Raw genomic sequence first — 22515 nt, 5'->3', positions numbered from 1 at the left:
ATGGCCTTCTCGACCCAGGACAGCGACGAGGTTCTTTCCGAAATCAACGTCACGCCGCTGGTGGACGTCATGCTGGTGCTGCTGGTGGTGTTCATCGTCACCGCGCCGCTGTTGACCAACTCGATCCCGATCAACCTGCCGAAGACCGAGGCCGTGGCGCCGCTGGAGCAAAAAGACCCGCTGGTGGTGAGCATCGATGGCGAGGGCAAGCTCTTCATCAACAAGGACGAGATCCAGGCGGATCTACTGGAGAGCAGTCTGATCCAGGCCAAGCAGGAGGCCGAGGTCGTTCACGAGGAGCTGCGCGTGCAATTGCAGGCTGACGATGGCGTGAACTACGGCGAGGTGGCACGGGCGATGGCGGCCATCGAGCGCGCCGGTATCACCAAGCTGGCAGTCATCACTGCCCGCTGAGTTTATGGGGCCGTACTTCCGGGCAGGGAGTGCGGCTCTTTTTTGCGCGAACACTGGCGGCGGCGAGCCACCTTGAAACGGTGCGGTAACTCGACGTCTGCCTTGATCTTCATGAGGCGCCTGCAATGGGTGTTTCGATAGTTTGCTTTATATTCTACTCGGCCGATTCCGGTTAATTCGATATTGCCAATAAGATAACTCGCCTCGGATAAGTATTCGGGGTGATGAACTAATCGTGTCTTTATGGGGTAATACTTAGGCAGAGTTATCCGCACAAGTAAGGTGCGCTGTGCGCACCGACTACCGAAGCCTAAGGCGCTGCGCACGGCGCACTACTGTCAGCCCAGATTTAGGGTGGGTCTGAAATAGTCGTCATTCCCGCGAATGCGGTAATCCAGAACACCCGCAACACATGGAGTGTCACCTTCGCAGGACTGACGGGGAGGGGCTTTCAGCGTTTCCTTAGTGGGCATGCTGGATACGGCAGAGCTGCGCAATTTTCTCGCCATTATTTGCTTTTAATATATATCTATATCTGCCTGTGGTAGTTGGCTGCTTGATGGTGTCCGTATCTGTACATCGGTTCAGCAGATTGTTCGTCGGTTACGGTATTGAAGTGTTCTTCGTTGACGCTAACTTGTTATCCGTTATTGATTTTTAGTTGTGGCACGGACGCTGCTGAGTGCTGCCTGGTATCTCCGATAGATACCTGCCTTGCACAACGTTCAATTAAGGGGAATAACACGTGAAACGTCATATCGGGGGAGTGTCCGACATCTTGCCGCAGGGAGGAGGCAAAACTGCACTATGGGCGCTGGGGGCGGCGCTGGCTTGCCTGGGTGGCGGCGCCCAGGCGGCTGAGGACGGTAGCGATGCACGTCTGGCCACGGTGGTGGTCGAGGGCAGCAAAGCCAGTGAGGTAGAGAAAGCCAGGGTCGAACTGGAGAAGGTCGCGGGTGCGGCGCGTGTCGTCGATAACCAGGAGGTGGAGCGGGGCAGGGCGCAGAACGCCGAAGACGTACTGGCGCTGCAGCCCGGCGTTTTCGCCCAGGCCACCAGCGGTACCGGGGCGAACAAGATTTCCATCCGTGGTTCGGGCCTCAATACCTTCTACCAGGGCTACGTCATGGGCATCAAATTCCTCTATGACGGTCTGCCCATCACCGGGCCGGGCGGTACCCAGGAAGACCTGCTGAACATGGCGGCCGTCGACCGTACCGAGGTGCTCTATGGCGCCAACGCCTTCTCCCATACCGCGCTCTCACTGGGTGGCGCGATCAATTTCATCACTCATACCGGCCGCACATCGCCGGGCGCCTATGCGCGTCTGGACTTCGGGCCATTCGGCTATCGCAAGCAGCAACTCAGCTATGGCGGAGTGTCCGGCGATACCGACTATTACATCTCCGTGCTGCACAACGAGCGTGACGGTTATCAGGACGACACACCGAACAAGGGCAGGGACTTCATCGCCAATTTTGGCCATACCTTCAATCCCAAGCTCGATACCCGCCTGACTATTCGCTATCGCGAGGAGAAGCTGCTCAATGGCAGTACGCTGACCAAGGCGCAGATCAAGGATGACCCGACCCACAACCGCCTGTTGTCGGATCGGCGCAAGGACGGCACGACCCTGATCGGCAGCAAGACCACCTACCGTTTCGATGACGACTCGCGTCTGGAAATTGGCCTGGGCGTCAACGACTATCCGTTGCTCAACGGTTGGCGCTACGCGGCAACGGCGCAGGACTGGCGCTCGACCGACGTCAATACCCTGTTGCGCTACCTGCGCACCGATGACCGTCTGTTCGGTCTGCCCAGCGATACCACGCTGACCTTCAGCGATACCCGCCTGGTGCGTGGTGACGTCAAGGGTTATCGCCGCAGCGACTGGCAGAAAGTGCGCTACACCGATTACAGCGGCTCGCGTGATACCGTATTCGCCCTCGGCAACGAGCTGCACCTGGACGACCAGTACACGCTGTCGACCGGCCTGTCGCTGATCAACATCGACCGTACCGCGCGCATCAAATATTCGAACACGGCCAATACCAGCACCTTCCCGGACAACGTCAGCTACAACGAATGGCACGTGGCGCCACGCATCGGCCTGAGCTACCAGCTCAACCCATCGGTGCAACTGTTCGGTAACGTCAGCCGTTCCATCGACCCGCCCGTTACCTGGCAACACGGCAGTACTGCCAATGCCTATTTGCGTCCGCTCGATCCGCAGAAGGGCACCACGGTAGAGTTTGGCGTGCGCGGCTCGGTCGGGATCTTCGACGGCAGTCTGTCGATCTATCGTTCCTGGATAACCGATGAGCTGCTGACCGTGATCATCACGCCGGCGACTCAGACCACTGACGCGGTTACGGCCAATGCCAATGCCAGCGATACCATCCACCAAGGTATCGAGGCCGGTCTGGATACGCGTCTGTGGGAAAGCGCGCGGGGCGATCAGGTGATCTTGCGTCAGGCCTACACCTTCAACGATTTCTTCTACCGCGACGATGATGCGTTCGGCAGCAACGAGTTGCCCAGCTTGCCACGCCATTACTACCAGGCCGAGCTGCAGTATCGCCATCCGGCCGGGTTCTACGCGGGCGTCAACCTGCGCACGGCATCGAGCTACTACGTCGACTACGCCAACACGCTCAAGGCGCCGTCCTACACCCTGTGGGGCGCCAAGGTCGGCTACGACGATCCGGGCGAGCGCTGGAGCGTCTACCTCGACGCCCGCAACCTGACCGACGAGCACTACGTCACCGCGGCGAACACCGCCTACGACCTCAGGGGCGTGGACTCGCCGAACTTCTATGTCGGCGACGGTTTCGGCGTGTATGCCGGGATTTCCTATCGCTTCCACTGACCCGTGACGACGCTCCATGCGGAGCGTCGTCGACCGTGGGCGGCTCTGATTGCCCACGGTTGATGGAGAGAACCCCATGCTGAAAATTGCTGTAGCGACACGTCGGCTGCTCGCCCTGGCGGTACTGACGATCCTGACCGGTTGTGGCGACGCGCCTGATGAGCAGACCAGCGATGCGGCGCCAGAGCAGGCGTTCATCTACCCGGCCAGCGACTATTTCGAACAGACGCCGGGCAAGCCCGGTGGCACGCTCAAGGTCTCGGTCGCGCTGGATACCGGATCGCTCGACCTGCACGCCATTTCCCATACCAATGCCCAGTGGCTGGGCAGGCTGATCTACGACAACCTGGTGTACCTGGATGATCAGGGGCGCATCACGCCCTGGCTGGCCAAGGCCTGGGAGGTGTCCGAGGACGGCAAGACCTACACCTTCCACCTGCGCGATGATGTGACCTTCAGCGATGGCGCGAAATTCAACGCCGAAGCGGTGCGCATCAACCTCGAACACATGCGCGACCCCGCGACCAAGTCGCCCCTCGCAGCGGCTTACATCGCACCGTACATCGACGGCGAAGTGGTGGATGAATACACCTTTCGCGCCAACCTGCGCGAGCCCTATACGCCGTTCCTCAACGTGCTGGCGCAGTCCTGGTTGTCCATGCAGTCGCCGAAAGCCATCGTGGAGAATCCCAAGGCACTGGCCGAGGCGCCGGTGGGTTCGGGATCTTTCGTGGTCGAGCGCTACACCCGCCAGCAGGGCATTCGCCTGGTGCGCCGTGACGATTACGCCTGGGCGCCGGATTTTCTGCGGCATCAGGGGCCGGCCTATCTCGAACGCATCGAGCTGGATTTCGTTCCCGAAGCGCTGATCCGCTACAGCTCGCTGGCGGCAGGGCAGTATGACTTCACCACCGATGCGCCGACGCAGAATGCCGCGGCGATCCGTGCCGATGATCGGCTGCGCTTCGACAGTCGCATCCGTCAGGGCAACCCCAATCGTGGCATCACCTTCAACACCGAAAAGTTTCCCTTCGACGACGTGCGCGTGCGCAAGGCCTTCGCCCTGGCGGTAGATCGCGAGGGCATAGTGCGTATCAGCGGTTTTGGCGAGTTCAAAGCCAAGAGCGATTACCTGGCCGCCAATACCCGATATTACGACCCGGCGTTTCAGGCAGCCCTGCAGTTCGACCCGGACACGGCCAATCGCTTGCTCGACGAGGCCGGCTGGGGCGAGCGCGATGCACAGGGCTACCGGGTACGTGATGGTGTGCGCCTGAGTGCCGAGGTGCTGGCAGCCGAGGGTTTGTATCCGCTGACCGATCTGGTGGCGATCCAGGCCGACGTGAAGAAAGTCGGTTTCGAGCTGCGCATCGACCAGTTGCCGCCGCTGCATATCCTCGACCGGCGCGCCGCCAACGACTACCAGGCAACCGGCGCCGGGGTGTGGCACACCAACACTCCGGACGGCCTTTACATCCTCTATCACAGCAACGAGATCATTTCGTCGCGGCGTATCGGCCAGAACACGGCACGGTTGCGCGATGCCAGGCTCGATGAGCTGCTCACCGAGGGTCGAAGTTCCCAAGATGAAGCGCGTAGTCGGCAGCTATACAGCGAGGCGCAGCAGCGCCTGACCGAGCTGGTGCCAGCCGTGCCGCTGTACGAGAACTACAGCCTGACCGCCCATGGCCCACGGGTGCGCGGTGTGGTCTACGACACCTCCCACAACACACCGGTGTTCACCAGCGTCTGGCTTGAGTGAGTGGTGCGCGCTGGGGGACAGTTTTCCCGGTACGCATAGCACCCCGTGCGGGGCTGTGTAGGGCGTGAGCATCAACGGCTTTGGGTAGGGTGCGCGGCGCGTACCTGAGCTATTGCGGAGTCGGTGGTGCGGCAGCTGCTTCGGTGCGCATGGCGCACCCTACGGGTTCTGCGTAGGGCATGGGTGTCAACGGCTTTGGGTAGGGTGCGCCGCGCGCACCTGGGTTATCGCAGAGTCGGTGGTGTGACGGCTGCTTCGGTGCGCATGGCGCACCCTACGGGAGTCCACGCGGTCTGCGTGCAATACGCGTCTCTGGCGATGATTCTTAAACACTTCCTTCCTCTATTCGAAATGAACTGCCGGTAACACGGTGGTTCATTAACGGTCGTTATTCGCCTGCACATGCAGTTGTTCTTGTCGAGTTTTAAAGGCACTGCCAGTGCAAAGTTTAAAGACGAACAAGCATATAACCGAAATCACTGTTCGTGGCGAAACAGTGGTTCAGCAGAATGCCATGAGGCGGTAGCTTTCGAGTGTTCTTTTGTTTTTATAAGTTATTGTTTTTGAGTGATTTTATTTTTTGGAACGGCCCTTGCTAAATAGCTGTTGTAGAGCGCTAGAAAGATAACAAGAAGCTCGCAAATTAATCTGTCTGATCACAGGAGTAGCAGCGTGCGCGGGTTATCTTTAGAGGGGAGTAGCGGGGCTTTTGCGGGTGGCATCAAGCCACTGTGGAAGGCGGTAAGTATCGGCACATTGCTGATGTGCGGGGCCAACTTGGCTTTGGCTGCGGAGGTGGCGTCCAATGCCGATACCCGGCTGGAAACCGTGGTGGTGAAAGGGGAGAAGAAAAGCGAAGCGCAGCAGGCCGAAGCCAGGCTGGAGGAGGTGGCCGGCAGCACCAGCGTGGTGGACAACTCCGAAGTGGAGAAGGGCCGCGCATCTACCCTGGAGGACGTGCTTGCATTCCAGCCGGGGGTGATCGCCCAATCGGCTGGTGGTAACGATGCGATCAAGATTTCCATCCGTGGCTCGGGCGCCAACGCCTCGCCTGGTTACTTCCGTGAAGGGGTCAAGTTCCTTTTCGACGGCCTGGCGCTGACCGGCCCAGGCGGCACCCCCTACGAGCTGCTGGAAACCTCCGGCGTGAACTACACCGAAGTGCTGCGCGGCGCCAATGCCTATGACTACACCGCGCTGTCGCTCGGCGGCGCGATCAACATGGTCACCCACACGGGCTATACCTCGCCGGGTAACTACGCGCGCTTCGAGGCGGGCAGCTTCGGCTGGCGCAAGCAGCAACTGAGTACCGGTGGCGTGGAGGGTAATGCCGATTACTACATCAGCCTGAGCAACTCCGAACGTGACGGCTACCAGGACTACACCTTCACCAAGGCCAAGGGCGTGGTATCCAATTTCGGCTACCGCTTCAGTCCCAAGCTCGATACGCGCCTGATCGTGCGCTATCGCGAGCAGTACCACGAGAACTCCAGCACCCTGACACGCGGTCAGCTCAAGGATGATTCGACCCAGCCCAACCCGGCCACCGTGGCGCAGCGCGGTGATTCGACCAAGAACGGTTCGATCTGGGTCGGCAGCAAGACCACCTACGCCTTCGATGACGACTCCAAACTGGAGTTGGGGCTGGTCTACCACAACTACAGCCAGATCCTCGGCAAGAAGAGCCCGGCAACGCCCAACCACTGGCAATGGCGCGACCTGAACACCTCGCTGCGTTACCTGCGCAGCGACCAGTGGTTCGGTCACCAGAGCAATACCACCTTCGCCTTCAGCAATACCCTGCATGATCGCGCCGAGGTCAAGACCTACAGCGGCACCACGCGGGCACTGCTCAAGGACACCCGCTACAGCGGTTCCTTCGACACCGTGTTCTCGGTCGGCAACGACCTGGAGCTGACCGAGCGACTGTGGCTGACCAGCGGCCTGTCACTGGTCAACATCGTGCGCGACGTCGATGTGGAGTTCTCCGACCGGGCCAACGTCAGCCCCTTCCCGCAGCACTACAAGTACGACAACTGGAGCCTCGCGCCACGCCTGGGCCTGCGTTACTACCTGACCCCGGACATCCAGCTGTTCACCAACGTCAGCCGCTCCATCGATCCGCCCAGCGCCTGGTCGATCTCACCGTCCGGCCCGACCAACAACTACACCAAGACCCTGGTGGAGCAGAAGGCCAATACCTTCGAGGTGGGTATCCGTGGTTCACAGGGCATCTTCTCCGGCAGCCTGGCGCTTTACCGCTCGTGGGTTCACAACGAGCTGCTCAACGTCGAGGTGATTCCGGCGACCGGCCTGACCCCGGCGGTGACGTCCACCAACAACGCCAGCCCGACTATCCACCAGGGCATCGAAGCGGGGCTGGATACCGAGCTCTGGCAGGGCTCGCGTGGCGACAGCCTGGTGCTGCGTCAGGCCTACACCCTGAACGACTTCTACTACCGCAACGATGACACCTTCCGGGCCAACGAGCTGCCGGGCTTGCCCAAGCACATCTACCAGGCCGAGCTGAAGTATCAGCACCCCAGCGGCTTCTATGCCGGGGTGGACGTACGCACGGCATCGAGCACGCCAGTGGATTACGCCAACAGCTTCTACGCCCCGTCCTACACCGTCTGGGGCGCGAAGTTCGGCTACGAGGAGCCGGGCCAGCGTTGGCAGGTGTTCCTCGACCTGCGCAACCTCACCGACGAGGACTACGCCACCGCCGTCCTTCCGACCTACAACGCCCGTGGCAACGATGCGGCAGCGCTGTACGTCGGCGATGGCTTCGGCGCCTTCACCGGCGTGGCCTTCCGCTTCTGATCATGCGGCGGCGGGGAACCTCCGCCGCCGTTCACCGGTTTCATCAGGAAATTGCGTCATGCAACGAAACACACGCGAAGTTCCAGGCAAGCGGGCTGTCAGCGTCAGGGCCTGGCTCGCCATCGTGCTGGGCAGCTTGTGGCTGCTGGCCGGCTGCTCGCCCAGCGAGGAGCCGCCGAGTGCCTCCGCCACGGCCGAGCCTGCACCAGCAGCACAGGTGGTCGATGGTGTGCTCAGCTACCCGGCCAGCGATTATCACGAGCAGGTGCCCGGCAAACCGGGCGGCACCCTGCGTGCCTCGGTGGCGCTGGATACCGGCACCTTCGACGTGCATTCCATCGCCCATGGCAACGTGCAGTGGCTGGGGCGCATCCTCTACGATGCCCTGGTCTATCAGGACGAGCAGGGTGCCATTTCGCCCTGGCTGGCCAAGTCCTGGGACATCTCCGCGGACGGCACCGTCTACACCTTCCACCTGCGTGATGACGTCACCTTCAGCGACGGCACGAAATTCAATGCCGAAGCAGTGCGGGTCAACCTCGAACACATGCGCGACCCGGCCACCAAGTCGCCGCTGGCGGCGGCCTATATCGCGCCTTACGTGCAGGGCAGGGTGGTCGACGAGTACACCTTCGAAGCGACGTTGCGCGAACCCTATTCGGCCTTTCTCGACGTGCTGGCGCAGTCCTGGTTGAGCATGATTTCGCCGAAGCAGATTCTCGAAGACCCGAAATCCATCGCCGAGAAACCGATCGGCACCGGCCCCTTCGTGCTGCAGAGCTACACCCGTGAGCAGGGCGCCAGCTTCGCGCGTCGCGAGGACTACAACTGGGCGCCACCCGTCACCCGTCACCAGGGGCCGGCCTACCTCGTGGGCATCGAGTTGACCTTCGTGCCTGAGTCGATGATTCGCTACAGCTCGCTGCTGGCCGGTCAGCATGATTTCACCCTGGATGCGCCAACGCAGAATGCTGCGGCGATCCGCGCCAATCCCGAACTGGTGCTGCACAGCCGCATTCGCAAGGGCAATCCGTTTCGCAGTGTGACCTTCAATACCGAGCGCTTCCCGTTCGATGACGTGCGGGTACGCAAGGCGCTGACCCAGGCCATCGACCGCGAAGGCCTGGCCTGGGTGATCGGTTTCGGCGAGTACCAGACCAAGAGCGATTATCTGGCGATCAATACGCGTTTCTACGATCCCTCGTTCACCGACGCCTTGAAGTACGACCCACAGGCTGCAGCCCGCTTGCTCGACGAAGCCGGCTGGAGCGAGCGCGATGCCGATGGCATCCGTATTAAGGATGGCCAGCGCTTTAGTGTGAAGCTGCTGATGAGCGAGAACCCGGCTTTCCCCAGCAGCGTGGCCGTGGCGATCCAGTCCGATGCGCGCAAGGCCGGCGTGGAGATCGAGCTGGACGTGCTGCCGCTGGTGCAGACCACCGAGCGTCGTTACGCCGGTGACTATCAACTGCTGGGGGGCGGTTACTGGCACAGCAATACCCCGGACGGGCTGTTCATGCTCTACCACAGCGCATCGATTCCCACCGACAAGCTGCTCGGGCAGAACGTCGGCCGTCTGCGTGACGAGACTCTCGACCGCCTGCTCAGCGAAGCGCGGCGCAGCATCGACCCCGAACGCCTGCAGCAGCTCTACTCGCAGGCGCAGCAGCGCCTGACCGAACTGGTGCCCGCCGCGCCCTCCTATGAAAGCCACCACATCGTCGCGCATCAGGCCTATGTCAAAGGGCTGATCTTCGATACCTCGCACAACACGCCGTTCTTCACCAGTGTCTGGCTGGACAAGGAGCGGCCATGAGTATCCTGCGGCGAGTCATCTGGCGCCTGCTGGCCGGCGTGCTGGTGCTGTGGGGCGCGGCGACGCTGACGTTCATCGGCCTGAATCTGACCGGTGGCGATCCGGCGCTGGCGATTCTCGGTGGGCCGGAAGCCATGCCGACGCCGGAGGTGCTGGCGCAGGTGCGCCAGGAGTACGGCCTCGATCAACCCTTGATCGTGCAGTACGGCCAGTACCTGGGGCGCCTGGCTCAGGGTGATCTGGGCGAGTCCTATCGCCTGCGTATTCCGGTCACCCGCGCCATCGGTGAACACCTCGGCGCCACCCTGCAACTGGCCTTCCTCGCGGCCCTGGTGGCCGTGCTGCTGGCTATCGTCGTCGCCGTGCTGACGGCGCGCCGCAAGCCCTGGGTCGCTTCGCTGTCGTCGGGTACCGAGCTGGTGCTGTCGTCGATGCCGTCGTTCGTGCTCGGCATCCTCCTGTTGCTGGTGTTCTCCTTCCAGCTGCGCCTGCTGCCGCCGACCGGCTCCAGCGGCTGGCGCACCCTGGTACTGCCGACCCTGACCCTGGCACTGCCGGTGGCCGCAGTGCTGATCCAGGTGCTGCGCCAGGAGCTGGAGGACATCCTCGAACAGCCTTTCATCATGATGGCCCGCGCGCGCGGCCTGTCCGAGGCCGGCGTGCGCCTCGGTCACGCCCTGCGCCATGCGCTGATCCCGCTGGTGACCCTGTCCGGCTTCATCCTTGCCAGCCTGCTCGGCGGTGCGGTGATCACCGAGACCCTGTTCGCCCGCCAGGGCGTCGGCCGGCTGATGCTCGATGCCGCCAACGGCAAGGACGTGCCCATGGTGTTGGGCATCACCCTGCTGGCGGCGCTGATTTATGTGGTGGTCAACCTGGTCGTCGACCTGTTGCTGCCACTGATAGACCCCAGGGTAAACGCGCGATGAGCATGAACAGCGTGACCGCCCTGAGCCACTTGCGTGCCTTGTTTGACGAGTCGTCATCACTGCAACTTTCCGCTATTAGCAAGGACTCCGAGATGATCTTCAGCGAAGCCGATACGTCCCACGCGGCGCTCGACGAGCAGGCTGCATCGCCCAGCGATGCGCATCTGCTGAGTATTTTCCAACCTGTCTTCGAGCGCATCGCCGAAGGCGCCATCGCCCGTGAGCAGCATCGCGAGCTGCCTTACGACGCGGTGGACTGGCTGCGCGATGCCGGCTTTGGCCGTCTGCGCGTACCGCAGCGTCACGGCGGCTTCGGCGCCAGCCTGGAGCAGCTGTTCCGCCTGGTCAGCCGCCTGGCCGAGGCCGATTCCAACCTGCCGCAGATCTTCCGCGCACACTTCGGTTTCGTCGAGGGGCGCCTCAATGACGAGGACGAGCAGGGCAACGCGCGCTGGTTCCAGCGCGTGGTTGCGGGTGAGCTGTTCGGCGCGGCAATGGCCGAGCGCACCGAAACCACCGGCAACAGCGTCAATCTGACCGAAGACGGCGGGCGCTGGCTGCTCGACGGCGAGAAGTACTACTGTACCGGTACCCTGTATGCCGACTGGATCGCCGTGTCGGCCAACCAGGGCGACGAGCACGTGGCCATTGCCGTGCCGACCACGGCGCCCGGCGTCACCCGGCTGGACGACTGGGACGGGTTCGGCCAGCGTCTGACCGCCAGCGGCACCACCCGTTTCGAGCGGGTCGAGGTCAGGGATGAGCAGATCTTCCGCCGCTTCAAGCTGGGTGAGGGCAGAACCGACTCCTACATCAGCGCCTTCTACCAGCAGGTACACCTGGCCACCCTGGCCGGCATCGCCCGCGCCGTGCAGCGCGACGCCATCGCTTTCGTCCAGGGGCGCACGCGCACCTTCGGCATTCCCGGGCAGTCCAGCCCGCGGCAGGACCCGCTGGTGCAGCGGGTGGTCGGCCGCCTGTCGAGCCTGGCCTTCGCCAGCGAGGCGGTGGTGGAGAAGGTGTCGCGCAGCCTGGACGAGCTGTGGCACGCCTACCTGGCTGGCCAGGCCACGGCCGAGCAGTACGCCGAGGCCGATATACGCACGTACCAGGCGCAGCAGGTGGTGATCGGCCAGGTGCTGGAGGCCACCACGCTGTTGTTCGAAGTCGGTGGTGCCTCCGCTGCAAGCAGCGAGCGGCGCCTCGATCGGCACTGGCGCAATGCGCGCACCCTGGCGTCGCACAACCCGGCGATCCTGCGCGAGGCCTACCTGGGCGATTACTACCTCAACGGCACCGTGCCGAGCAAAGCCTGGGCCGAGCGCTTCGCCGAAGCCAAGGCGAAGGACAAGGAGCAGCCAGTACAACCGGCAGTCAACGAGGGGGATCTGGCATGAGCAGCAGCAAGCGGCAGATGAGCATCGGCATGAACATCCTCGGCTTCGGCGCCCACTCGGCTGCCTGGCGCGAGGCCGAGGCACCGGCCGGTGCCTTGACCGATCTCGACTATTTCACCCATATCGCCCGGGTTTCCGAGCGCGGCACCCTGGATGCGATCTTCCTCGCCGATGGCCCGGCGCTGGCCGGTGACGTGTCACGCCAGCCTTCCGGTCGGCTGGAGCCGACCGTACTGCTGACGGCCATCGCCCTGGCTACGCGGCATATCGGCGTGATCGCCACCGCATCGAGCACCTTCAACGACCCCTACAACCTGGCCCGTCGCCTGGCCTCGGTGGATCACCTCAGCGGTGGACGTGCGGCCTGGAACGTGGTCACCACCTACAACGACGCTGCTGCGCAGAACTTCGGCCAGGCCGGTTCCGCATTGCATGCCGAGCGCTACGGGCGGGCCGAGGAGTTCGTCGAGGTGGTGCAGAAGCTCTGGGACAGCTGGGAAGACGATGCCATCGTCGGCGATGCCGCCCGTGGCGTGTTCGCCGACCCGGCCAAGGTTCACACCATCGACCACGTCGGCCAGCACTTCTCGGTGCGCGGGCCGTTGAATGTCTCGCGTTCGCCGCAGGGCCGCCCGGTGATCGTCCAGGCCGGCTCGTCCGAAGGCGGCAAGACGCTCGGTTCGCGCTACGCCGACGCCATTTTCACCACCCAGACCACCCTGGCCGACGGTCTGGCGTTCTACCAGGAGATGAAGAATCGTGCCCGGGCCTGGGGGCGTAACCCCGAGCACCTGAAGATCATGCCGGGGTTGTCCACCGTTATCGGTAGCACCGAGGCCGAGGCCCAGGCGCGGTTCGACCGCCTCAACGCTTACCTGGGCGAGAGCACCTTGGCCCAGCAGATTGCCTTTCGCATCGGCATTCCACTGGACGAACTCGACCTGGACGCCGAGCTGCCCTGGCAGCGCATCGGCCCGGTCAGCGAGTTCAAGGGCTCGCACGGTTTCCTCGAAGCGCAACTGAACCTGGCGCGACGCGAGAAGCTCAGCGTGCGTGAGCTGTCACGGCGCATTCTGGTCGGCCACCGGCTGATCGTCGGTACCCCTGAGCAGGTCGCCGACAGCCTCGAGCAGTGGTTCCTGGCCGGCGCCGCCGACGGCTTCAACATCATGCCGGACATGTTCCCCTCCGGCGTCGAGGTGTTCGTCGACGAAGTGGTGCCGTTGCTGCGCAAACGCGGCGTTTTCCGCCACGAGTACGCCGGCAGCACCTTGCGTGACCACCTGGGCTTGCCACACCCGCGTAGCCAGTACGAGCGCACCAACCAGGCCGTTTCGGCCTGAACGATTACGAACTCGTAGGGCGGGTTGCACCCGCCCTACACAAACAACCGCCATTGCGTGAGACACATCCATGAAATACCGCCCACTCGGCAACAGTGGCATCCAGGTCAGCGTCATCGGTCTCGGCACCATGACCTGGGGTCACCAGAACAGTGAAGCCGACGCCCACCAGCAACTCGACTATGCGCTGTCCCAGGGCGTCAACCTGGTGGACACCGCCGAGATGTACCCCACGCCGACCCGTGCCGACACCTGGGGCAGCACCGAGCGTTTCATCGGCTCCTGGCTGGCCAGGAGCAAGCGCCGCCAGGACATCGTGCTGGCCAGCAAGGCGGTCGGCCCGGCGCGTACGCCATCGCAGAACCACATTCGTGACGGCAAGTCGCACCACGATGCGAAGAACCTGCGCGCTGCATTGCAAGGCAGCCTCGACCGCCTGCAGACCGATTACCTCGACCTCTACCAGCTGCACTGGCCGGATCGCAGCACCAACTTCTTCGGCCTGCGTGACTATCCCTGGGTCGATGACGAAGAAAGCGTGGCCATCGAAGAGACGCTGGCGGCGCTCGCCGAGCTGGTGAAGGAGGGGTTGATCCGCCATATCGGCGTGTCCAACGAGACGCCCTGGGGTGTGGGGCAGTTTCTCAAGGCTGCCGAACGCCTGGGCTTGCCACGCATCGTCAGCATCCAGAATCCGTACAGTCTGCTCAACCGCCTGTACGAGGTCGGTCTGGCCGAGTACAGCCATCGCGAAGGCGTCGGGTTGCTGGCCTATTCGCCGATCGCTTTCGGCGTGCTCAGCGGCAAGTACCTCGACGGCGCGCAGCCAGTGGGGGCGCGATTGTCAGAGGGTTCTCCCTATGGACGTTTCGCCCGCTACGCCAGTGCAGAGGCGCAGCGTGCGGTGCGTGCATACGTCGAGCTGGCGCGCAGCCGCGATCTGTCGCCGGCACAGCTGGCGCTGGCCTTCGTCACCAGTCGGCCATTCGTTACCAGCGCACTGAGCGGCGCCACCAGCCTGGCGCAGTTGCAGGAGAACCTGGACAGCCTGGCGTTGCCGCTCGATGACGAATTGCTGACGGCGCTCAGTGCCATCCATGCCCGCCTGCCCAACCCGGCGCCCTGAGACCGTGGAGAAGCCTGTCATGAGTCTTTCCTCTTCCGATGTGTTCGGCGCCGAGCGTCCGAGTGCGCGCCTGCGCTTGCCAGCCTGGTCGCTGCCGGCGCTGCGTCGCCCTGGATTGCTGCTGGCCGGGTTGTTCGTGACATTGCTGGTGCTGGCCAGCATCGAGCCGAGCTGGCTGGTGCACAGCGACCCGCTGGCTGCCAGCGCCCGCGATGCCTTCCGTGCACCGAGCGCGGCGCACTGGCTGGGTACCGACGAGAACGGCCGCGATGTGCTTGCGCGCCTGGTGCACGGCGCCCGTGCGTCGCTGCTGATGGGCGTGGCGGCCACCGTCATCGCTCTGGTCGGCGGCGTGCTGCTGGGCCTGGCTGCCGGGCTTGGCCACCGCTGGCTGGACGCGGCGATCATGCGGTTCATCGACGTGCTGCTGGCCTTTCCCGATCTGCTGCTGGCGCTGCTGATCATCACCTTCTGGGGGCAGGGCATGCTCAACGCGGTGATCGCCATCGGTATCGCCGGCATTCCGCGTTTCGCCCGCATGGTGCGTGCGCAGACCCTGGTGGTGCGCCGCGCGCCCTATGTCGAGGCGGCGCTGACGCTCGGTCTGTCGCGCCTGCTGGTGATCCTGCGGCATGTGCTGCCCAATGCGATCAAGCCGATCCTGATCCTCGCCACCATCAGCGTTGGCGGCAACATCGCCGCCGGCGCCTCGCTGAGCTTCCTCGGCTTCGGTGCGCCGCCACCCGCGCCGGAGTGGGGGGCGATGCTCTCCGTGGGGCGCAACTTCCTGGCCAACGCCTGGTGGCTGGTGGCCGCGCCCGGCATCGCCGTGACCCTGACCGTGGTGGCGATCACCGCACTGGGCCGCGCGCTGTTGCGCCACAGCGAGGGCAAGGCGCTATGACCACGCTGATTTCTCCCATCGCCCCGCTGATCGACGTCAGCGACCTGCGTGTTGGTTTTGCCGGCGCGGCGCCGGTGGTCAAGGGCGTGTCCTTCCAGCTCTACCGGGGCGAGTGTCTGGCGTTGGTCGGCGAGTCCGGCTCGGGCAAGAGCGTTACCTCGCGTACCCTGGTCGGCCTGGCCGGGCAGGGCGCACGGATACAGGCGGCGCGCCTGCGTTTCGACGAGCAGGATCTGCTCACTTGCCGTGGACGTGATTGGCAGAGTATCCGCGGTGGGCGCATCGGCTTCGTCATGCAGGATGCCCTCGGTTCGCTCGACCCGCTGCGTCCGATTGGCCGTGAGATCGACGAGGCGCTGCGTTTGCATACTGAGCTGACCCGTGAGCAGCGCGAGGAGCGGATCATCGAGCTGTTGCGTGCGGTTGGCGTGCCGCAGCCGGAGCTGCGTGCCCGCCAGTACCCGCACCAGCTATCCGGTGGTTTGCGCCAGCGCGCGCTGATCGCTTCGGCCATCGCCTGCGAGCCGGATCTGCTGATCGCCGACGAGCCAACCACTGCGCTCGATGCCACGGTGCAGGCGCAGGTGATGGATCTGCTGATCTCGCTGCGCAGTCAGGAACGGGCGATGCTGGTGGTCAGCCACGACATGGCCGTGGTGTCGCGCCTGGCCGACCGCGTGGCGGTGATGCGCCATGGCGAGATCATCGAGCAGGGGCCGGTCGAACAGGTGCTCTACGCGCCGCGCGAGGCTTATACCAAGAGTCTGCTGCGCGCAGCGGCGGCGGTGCACGTGCGGCGCGACCCAGCACTGACCAGCGACAACGCCGACGCCTTCGCCGAGCGGCAGACGGTGGTCGAGGCGCGCGAGTTGAGCAAGCGCTTCGTCGGCCCCGACGGACAGTCGCGCACGGTGGTGATGCCGACCTCATTCACCCTGCGCGCCGGTGAGACCTTGGGCATCGTCGGCGAGTCCGGCTCGGGCAAGACCACCCTGACGCGCATGCTGCTGGCGCTGGAAAAACCCGATGGCGGCCAGGTCTTGCTGCGCGGCCGCCCCTGGCGCGAGCTGTCGTCCGGGCAGCAGCGCGAGGAGCGCAAGCGCATCCAGGTGGTGTTCCAGGATCCGCTGAGCTCGTTCGACCCGCGCTACACCGTGCAACGGGTGCTGGACGAAGCGCTGGCGGTGGCCGGTGTGCCGCGTGGCGAGCCGCGTCGCCAGCGCGCCGAGGAATTGCTGCGTCTGGTGCAGCTCGACCCGGCGCTGTTGGCGAGACGGCCTATCGAACTCTCCGGCGGCATGCGTCAGCGCATCGCCATCGCCCGCGCCCTGGCTGCCGAGCCGGACGTACTGGTGTGTGACGAGCCGGTATCGGCGCTGGACGTGTCGGTGCAGGCGCAGATTCTCCAGTTGCTCGCCGACCTCAAGCAGCGCCTGGGCCTGGCCTGCCTGTTCATCTCCCACGACCTGGGCGTGGTGCAGCAGGTCAGCGACCGCGTGCTGGTGATGAAGGACGGTGTGGTGGTGGAGAGCGGCCCGGTGCGCGAGGTGTTCGCCCGGCCCCGGCATGCCTACACGCGCACGCTGCTGGCAGCGATTCCCTTCCTGTACATCCATGAGGAGCGCGGCGTTCGTGTCGAAGCGATTGCTCATTGAGCCGCTCGGGATGTTCGCCATCGCTCAGGCACTGGCCGGAGCCAGGGTATGAGCACGAGAAAGAAACTACGTCCGGGGACACAGCGCACCGTCGCGTCGCTGCAGTCCCCCCGCATCGGGATATTCGATATGAGCCTTCAGGCCAGCAGCATCAGCGTCAACAAAACCCTCGACGTCGCCGACCTGCGACGTCGTGCCGAGAGCCATCTGAGCAAGATTGCCGAGGGCGTTGCCGAACGCGAACGCCAGCGCCTCCTGCCGCAACAGCAGATCCGTGAGCTGGCCGCCGATGGCCTGCTGACCTGGCGCATTCCCCAGGCCTACGGTGGCAGTGGCGCCAGCGTGCGCGAGGTGGTGCAGTTCGTCGTCGACCTGGCCGCCGTGGATTCCAATATCGCCCAGGCACTGCGTCCGAGCTTTTCCTTCATCGAGGGGTTGCTGGTACGTGGCAGTGAGGCGGAGCGCGAGCGCTGGTTCCCGCGTTACCTGGCCGGCGAAGTGTTCGGCAACGCCGGCTGGGAGATCGGCGGCGCCAATGGCGCGATCAGCGCGCGCATCGTGCGCGAAGGCGAGCACTACCGCGCCAATGGCAGCAAGTACTACAGCACCGGCTCGCTGTACGCCGACTGGGTCAGTGCCGTGGCGCTGGACGAGAACGAGCAGCCGGTGTCGTTCATCCTGCCGCGTGATCGCGAGGGGCTGGAGCTGGTCGACGATTTCGACGCCATGGGCCAGCGCCTCACCGCCAGCGGCACCACCCACCTGCACAACGTGCTCGTGCATCCGCATGAGATACGCCAGCGCCTGGGCGAAGAGGGCCAGCGTTCCATCGTCACGCCGTTCCTGCAGCTGTTCCTGGCGGCGGTAGAGGCGGGTATCGCTCGCAATGCGCTGAACGATGCGGTGCATTTTGCCCGTGAGCACGCACGACCGATCAAGCACAGCACGGCCACGCGCTCGGTGGACGATCCCTACGTGGAGTACTCGGTGGGGGAAATCTCCGCCCGTGCCTTCGCTGCCGAGGCGCTGGTGCTGCGCGCCGCGGAAAGCATCGACGCGGCCTGGGCCGAAGGGCTGAGTCAGGAGGCGATCACGCGTGCCTCGATTGACGTGGCACAGGCGCAGTACCTGGCGGTGGAGTCGGCGCTGAAGGCTGGCGAGCTGCTGTTCGACGTCGGCGGCGCCTCGACCACCGGGCGCGCGCACAACCTCGACCGGCACTGGCGCAACGCACGCACCGTGGCCAACCACAACCCGCGCCACTGGAAGGCGGCAGTGGTCGGCGCCTGGCAGCTCAAGGGTACCCAGCCGCCGGCTTCCGGGTTGTTCTGAGGTGGGTTGCAGAGAACCTCTGGAGGTCAACCAGGCCGAACCCATCTCGACGCCATTCAGGCGCACCGTCCCGCTGATCATCGGCTGTGCGCTGTTCATGGAGCTGCTCGACGCCACTGCTGTGCTCACCGCCTTGCCGCAGATGGCGGTGGAGTTCGGCGAGCCGACGGTGCGCATGAATCTGGTGGTGTCGCTGTATCTGCTTGCGGTGGCGCTGTTCGTTCCGGTCAGCGGTTGGGCGGCGGATCGCTTCGGGCCACGACGGGTGTTCGTCGCCGCCATCGTGCTGTTCATGCTCAGCTCGCTGGCCTGCGCGACTTCCACTTCGTTGCTGCAGCTCTCGCTGTCACGCCTGCTGCAGGGGGCGTCCGGGGCGATGATGGTACCGGTGGGGCAGGTGATCCTGCTGCGCTGGTCGCGCCGGGAGCATCTGTTGCAGGCCATGGCGTTCCTGTCGATTCCCGCGTTGATCGGGCCGGTACTCGGCCCGCCGTTGGGTGGTCTATTGGTCAGCGTGCTGTCGTGGCACTGGATCTTCCTGATCAACCTGCCCATTGGTGTGCTCGGTATCGCGATGATCCTGCGGCACCTTCCCGATTACCCTGCGCAACCCGAGGCGCAACTCGATGGCCGCGGTTTCCTGCTCAGCGGCATTGGCCTGGCCAGCCTGGTATTCGCCTTCGAGGCCATTGGTCACGGTCTGCTGCCGAGCCGCTGGATCATCGTGCTGCTGGTGCTGGGTAGCGTCAGCGCGGCGCTTTACGTGCGTCATGCGAGGCGTGTGGCGCACCCGCTGATCGACCTGCGCCTGCTGCGCGTGCCGACCTTCGCCACGGCGATCTGGGCTGGCAACCTGTTTCGTCTGGGCAGTGCGTCGCAGCCGTTTCTGCTGGTGCTGCTGTTCCAGGTCGGCTTCGGCCTCAGCCCTCTGGTGGCTGGTCTGCTGACCTTGGCGGGTGGAGCGGGGGCGCTGACCATCAAGTTTCTCTCGGTGCGCATCGTCAAACGCTTCGGCTTCCGTCGCACGCTGATGGGGAACTCGCTACTGGCCGGTTTCTCCATCGCTCTGTGCGCGATCTTCGAGGCGCAGACACCGTACTGGCTGATCGTCCTGCTGCTTTACGTCGGCGGCATCATCCGTTCGCTGCAGTTCAGCACCCTGGGGGCGTTGACCTTCTCCGACGTACCAGTCGAGTTGACCAGCCGCGCCAGCAGCCTGTCGGCGATGTCCATGCAACTGAGCATGAGCCTGGCCGTGGGGCTGGCGGCGGTGTTGCTCAGCGCGATCATGAACCTGCGCGGTCACGCGGAAATCCAGGCCTCCGACCTGAGCCTGACCATGCTGCTGTGCGGCGTTCTATGTGCCTGCTCCTGGGTGTTGTTTCGCCGGCTGGGGCGCCAGGCGGGGAGTGCGGTGACAGGCGGATGAAGCCCGGTAGGGTGCGCCGTGCGCACCAGCGTTTGAGGTGGTGCCGAAGGCGGTGCGCACGGCGCACCCTACGGTCACCGGCGTCTGGTATCCGTGCGGATGAGCAGGGCGAATGCTGTCCGTGCACGGCACTGTCCTACGGCGAACAGCGATTCAGCAAAGTGTCTTCTGGCCGTCGCTCGTCAATCTTCGTGGCACCTCGCAACGCCCCGGTTTTCCTGCGTTTGCAAGTTGGCATACAGCCTGCTTTGGCAGTAGGCCACGGTTGTTCGACCGTAAAAGACAAGGCCTGCCCACATGACTGCCGTTCCTGACCAGGTTCTGATCCGCCTCGCCACGCAGGAGGATGCCCGCGCCATCGCCGAGGTGAATATCCGCAGCTGGCAGGAGGCCTACCGCACGCTGCTGTCGGCCGAGTTTCTCGCCGGACTGGAACAGAACCGGGAGCGCCGTACCGTCTATTTCGAACAGGCCATCGCCACCGGCGAGCCAGGAATTCGGGTGGCTGAGCAGGGCGGCCGCGTGTTGGGCTTCTGCTGTTTCGGTGCCAGCCGTGACCAGAACGTAGCGACCGGCACCGGTGAGCTGATGGCCATCTACCTGTTGCAGGAGGCCTGGGGGCAGGGCATCGGCTCGCGCCTCTGGAATACCGCGCGCCAAGGGCTGGAGGCGGCGGGCTATCGCGCTGCCAGCGCCTGGGTGCTGGACGGTAATGTCCGTGCGATTCGTTTCTATGAGCGCGCCGGTTTCAACGCCGATGCCACCAGCCAACGCACCTTCGAGGAGAACGGCGAACCCCTGCCGCTGACCCGTTTCACGCTGCCACTCACCCTTCGCGCGTAACTGCGCCCTCCATCTGCCGCAAGGACACCCGCGCCATGAGCGTTTTCCGCTTCAACCCTCGCCCTCCGAGCGCCTTGCTCGACTGGAACATTCGCAGCCTGCCGGATACGCCGCTGCAGTTCGTGCTGTTTTTCGTCAGGCACTACCAGCCCTGGTACCTGGCCATCCTGCTGCTGCAGATTGCCGCGGTGATCTGTACGATCCTGGTGCCCTGGGGGCTGGGGCAGATCACCCGGCTGGTCAGCGAGGGATTGAGCGCCGAGCAGGCGTTGGTGGTGTTGCAATGGCCGGTGCTGGTGTTCGCCGGGGTGGTGCTGCTGGAGGTGTTGTTCACCCGCGGCGCCACCGGCGTGCATATCCGCGTGTTGCCGCAGCAGCGTCGCACCGTGACCCATGCAGTGTTCGCCTACCTGCAGCAGCATTCCCATCGCTTCGTCAGCAGCGAGTTTGCCGGTGCGCTGGCGCATCGGGTGTCCGAGGTGGCGCTGGGGGTCAACCAGACCCTGAGCATCCTGTTGTTCGACCTGATCCCGCTGGTGGTGACGCTGAGTCTGGCCACCTTGCTGCTGTGGACAGCTTCTTCGCTGCTGGCCGCGTTCATGTTCGGCTGGTCGGTACTGTTCATCCTGATCTGCTATCACCTGGCCAAGCGCAGCCACCCGCTGGCGCAGCAGTACTCGTCGGCGCGCAGCACCAGCACCGGCAAGGTGGTGGATGCGGTGACCAACCTGACCAACATTCGCCTGTTCGCCCGTCACTCCTACGAGCACGGCTACCTGGGGGATTTTCTCGAGCGCGAGGTGGGCGCGGCCTATCGCTCGTTCGGCTACATGGAGAAGATTCGTTGGTTCCAGTCGCTGTCGGGCATGTCGCTGAAGATCGGCGTGCTGTTGTTGTCGCTGTATCTGTGGCGCAGCGGACAGATCAGTATCGCCACTTTTGTCATGTCCACCAGCCTGTCGCTGCTGATCATCAATGATGTGGCCAGCCTGTCGCGGCGCTTTCTGGAGTTCTTCGAGGCCACCGGCAACATCGCCAACGGCGTGCGCACGCTGATCCGCCCGCATGAAGTGGTGGACAAGCCAGGTGCCGGAAAGCTGGAAGTGAGTCAGGGGCGGGTGGAGTTTCGCAACGTGACGTTCGGCTATGCGCCGGACAAGCCGATTTTCGAGCAACTCGACCTGGTCATCCCGGCCGGACAGCGGGTTGGGCTGGTCGGCTCGTCCGGTTCCGGCAAGTCGACGCTGCTCAACCTGTTGTTGCGTCTGTATGACGTGAACGGCGGCCAGGTGCTGATCGATGGCACCGATGTGCGTGAGGTCACCCAACATTCATTGCACCAGCAGATCGGCCTGATCCCGCAGGAGCCGGGGCTGTTCCACCGCAGCATCCGCGAGAACATCCACTACGGTCGGCTGGATGCCTCCCAGGACGAACTGGCGGCGGCAATTCATCGCGCCGGTGCCAGCGCCTTCATCGAGTCGATGGACAAGGGCTACGATTCGCTGGTCGGCGAGCGTGGGGTGAAGCTGTCCGGCGGCCAGCGGCAGCGCATCGCCATTGCCCGCGTGCTGCTGAAGAACGCGCCGATCCTGGTGATGGACGAGGCTACCTCGAGTCTGGATTCGATCACCGAGCGCTTCATCCAGGACAAGCTGGACGAGATCATGGAGGGCAAGACGGTGATCGTCGTGGCTCACCGCTTGTCCACCGTTGCTCACCTCGACCGTATCCTGGTGTTCGACAAGGGCCGGGTCGTCGAGGATGGCAGCCATCGGGAGTTGCTGAAGAAGCGCGGTTACTACTACCGCCTATGGAGCCGCCAGTCGGACGGCATGTTCAACGAAGAGGCCGCCGAGGCGGTCTGAGTTTC

At 64.1% G+C, this 22515-nt stretch carries 15 protein-coding genes; all 15 read left to right on the top strand.

Translation table 11 applies throughout. From position 1 onward, the window contains the following. The 15 genes from C7A17_RS25765 (at position 1) to C7A17_RS25695 (ending at position 22510) form a co-directional block, all read left to right on the top strand. The gene (locus C7A17_RS25765; RefSeq protein WP_106742232.1) at positions 1-414 is read left to right on the top strand and encodes an ExbD/TolR family protein; all 414 of its coding nucleotides are present in this window, start codon (positions 1-3) and stop codon (positions 412-414) included. A gap of 745 nt (positions 415-1159) precedes the next feature. Beyond that, the gene (locus tag C7A17_RS25760; RefSeq protein WP_234035861.1) at positions 1160-3283 is read left to right on the top strand and encodes a TonB-dependent receptor family protein; all 2124 of its coding nucleotides are present in this window, start codon (positions 1160-1162) and stop codon (positions 3281-3283) included. A gap of 76 nt (positions 3284-3359) precedes the next feature. Further along, positions 3360-5045, top strand: coding sequence for an ABC transporter substrate-binding protein (locus C7A17_RS25755; RefSeq protein WP_106742230.1), 1686 nt, complete (start codon positions 3360-3362; stop codon positions 5043-5045). Between the two features lie 762 nt (positions 5046-5807). Further along, positions 5808-7868: a TonB-dependent receptor family protein gene (locus C7A17_RS25750; protein WP_106742227.1), complete on the top strand. Its 2061-nt coding sequence runs from the start codon at positions 5808-5810 to the stop codon at positions 7866-7868. Positions 7869-7926: 58 nt separating this feature from the next. Continuing rightward, positions 7927-9684 (top strand): ABC transporter substrate-binding protein, encoded by a 1758-nt coding sequence (locus C7A17_RS25745; protein WP_106742224.1) that lies wholly within the window; start codon positions 7927-7929, stop codon positions 9682-9684. Further along, positions 9681-10613 carry an ABC transporter permease gene (locus tag C7A17_RS25740; RefSeq protein ID WP_106742221.1) on the top strand — a complete coding sequence of 311 codons (933 nt, stop codon included), beginning with the start codon at positions 9681-9683 and terminating at the stop codon, positions 10611-10613. Before C7A17_RS25745 ends, C7A17_RS25740 begins: the two co-directional genes overlap by 4 nt. 2 nt (positions 10614-10615) lie before the next feature. After that, entirely contained in the window at positions 10616-12010 is a 1395-nt protein-coding gene (locus C7A17_RS25735; protein ID WP_106742218.1) for an acyl-CoA dehydrogenase family protein, read from the top strand. After that, positions 12007-13353 (top strand): LLM class flavin-dependent oxidoreductase, encoded by a 1347-nt coding sequence (locus C7A17_RS25730; protein WP_106742216.1) that lies wholly within the window; start codon positions 12007-12009, stop codon positions 13351-13353. The genes C7A17_RS25735 and C7A17_RS25730 overlap by 4 nt, the downstream gene beginning before the upstream one ends. A gap of 70 nt (positions 13354-13423) precedes the next feature. Beyond that, complete coding sequence (locus tag C7A17_RS25725) at positions 13424-14479, top strand: NADP(H)-dependent aldo-keto reductase (protein WP_106742214.1); 1056 nt, start codon at positions 13424-13426, stop codon at positions 14477-14479. 19 nt (positions 14480-14498) lie between these two features. Beyond that, complete coding sequence (locus C7A17_RS25720; RefSeq protein WP_106742211.1) at positions 14499-15383, top strand: ABC transporter permease; 885 nt, start codon at positions 14499-14501, stop codon at positions 15381-15383. Then, on the top strand, positions 15380-17038 hold the full coding sequence (locus C7A17_RS25715) for a dipeptide ABC transporter ATP-binding protein (RefSeq protein ID WP_106742208.1): 1659 nt from the start codon (positions 15380-15382) through the stop codon (positions 17036-17038). The genes C7A17_RS25720 and C7A17_RS25715 overlap by 4 nt, the downstream gene beginning before the upstream one ends. Positions 17039-17167: 129 nt before the next feature. Further along, positions 17168-18370 (top strand): acyl-CoA dehydrogenase family protein, encoded by a 1203-nt coding sequence (locus tag C7A17_RS25710; protein ID WP_106742206.1) that lies wholly within the window; start codon positions 17168-17170, stop codon positions 18368-18370. A gap of 97 nt (positions 18371-18467) precedes the next feature. After that, on the top strand, positions 18468-19799 hold the full coding sequence (locus C7A17_RS25705; protein WP_106743188.1) for an MFS transporter: 1332 nt from the start codon (positions 18468-18470) through the stop codon (positions 19797-19799). A 297-nt stretch (positions 19800-20096) separates the two neighbouring features. Then, positions 20097-20642 (top strand): GNAT family N-acetyltransferase, encoded by a 546-nt coding sequence (locus C7A17_RS25700; protein ID WP_234035858.1) that lies wholly within the window; start codon positions 20097-20099, stop codon positions 20640-20642. Positions 20643-20677: 35 nt separating this feature from the next. After that, the gene (locus C7A17_RS25695) at positions 20678-22510 is read left to right on the top strand and encodes an ABC transporter ATP-binding protein (protein WP_106742203.1); all 1833 of its coding nucleotides are present in this window, start codon (positions 20678-20680) and stop codon (positions 22508-22510) included. Positions 22511-22515: the final 5 nt, after the last annotated feature.

The sequence above is a fragment of the Pseudomonas mendocina genome (genome assembly GCF_003008615.1).
GTDB lineage: Bacteria > Pseudomonadota > Gammaproteobacteria > Pseudomonadales > Pseudomonadaceae > Aquipseudomonas > Aquipseudomonas mendocina_C.
Note: the sequence above shows the minus strand (reverse complement) of the source record. Positions and strands in the feature narration are given on the sequence as shown.

What these genes read in the sequence shown, in the direction of transcription:
- C7A17_RS25715 (WP_106742208.1), top strand. Translation starts at nt 15,380, where the DNA reads ATGACCACGCTGATTTCTCCCATCGCCCCGCTGATCGACGTCAGCGAC.
- C7A17_RS25725 (WP_106742214.1), top strand. Translation starts at nt 13,424, where the DNA reads ATGAAATACCGCCCACTCGGCAACAGTGGCATCCAGGTCAGCGTCATC.
- C7A17_RS25740 (WP_106742221.1), top strand. Translation starts at nt 9,681, where the DNA reads ATGAGTATCCTGCGGCGAGTCATCTGGCGCCTGCTGGCCGGCGTGCTG.
- C7A17_RS25730 (WP_106742216.1), top strand. Translation starts at nt 12,007, where the DNA reads ATGAGCAGCAGCAAGCGGCAGATGAGCATCGGCATGAACATCCTCGGC.
- C7A17_RS25695 (WP_106742203.1), top strand. Translation starts at nt 20,678, where the DNA reads ATGAGCGTTTTCCGCTTCAACCCTCGCCCTCCGAGCGCCTTGCTCGAC.
- C7A17_RS25720 (WP_106742211.1), top strand. Translation starts at nt 14,499, where the DNA reads ATGAGTCTTTCCTCTTCCGATGTGTTCGGCGCCGAGCGTCCGAGTGCG.
- C7A17_RS25705 (WP_106743188.1), top strand. Translation starts at nt 18,468, where the DNA reads ATGGAGCTGCTCGACGCCACTGCTGTGCTCACCGCCTTGCCGCAGATG.
- C7A17_RS25745 (WP_106742224.1), top strand. Translation starts at nt 7,927, where the DNA reads ATGCAACGAAACACACGCGAAGTTCCAGGCAAGCGGGCTGTCAGCGTC.
- C7A17_RS25755 (WP_106742230.1), top strand. Translation starts at nt 3,360, where the DNA reads ATGCTGAAAATTGCTGTAGCGACACGTCGGCTGCTCGCCCTGGCGGTA.
- C7A17_RS25750 (WP_106742227.1), top strand. Translation starts at nt 5,808, where the DNA reads ATGTGCGGGGCCAACTTGGCTTTGGCTGCGGAGGTGGCGTCCAATGCC.
- C7A17_RS25700 (WP_234035858.1), top strand. Translation starts at nt 20,097, where the DNA reads ATGACTGCCGTTCCTGACCAGGTTCTGATCCGCCTCGCCACGCAGGAG.
- C7A17_RS25735 (WP_106742218.1), top strand. Translation starts at nt 10,616, where the DNA reads ATGAACAGCGTGACCGCCCTGAGCCACTTGCGTGCCTTGTTTGACGAG.
- C7A17_RS25710 (WP_106742206.1), top strand. Translation starts at nt 17,168, where the DNA reads ATGAGCCTTCAGGCCAGCAGCATCAGCGTCAACAAAACCCTCGACGTC.
- C7A17_RS25765 (WP_106742232.1), top strand. Translation starts at nt 1, where the DNA reads ATGGCCTTCTCGACCCAGGACAGCGACGAGGTTCTTTCCGAAATCAAC.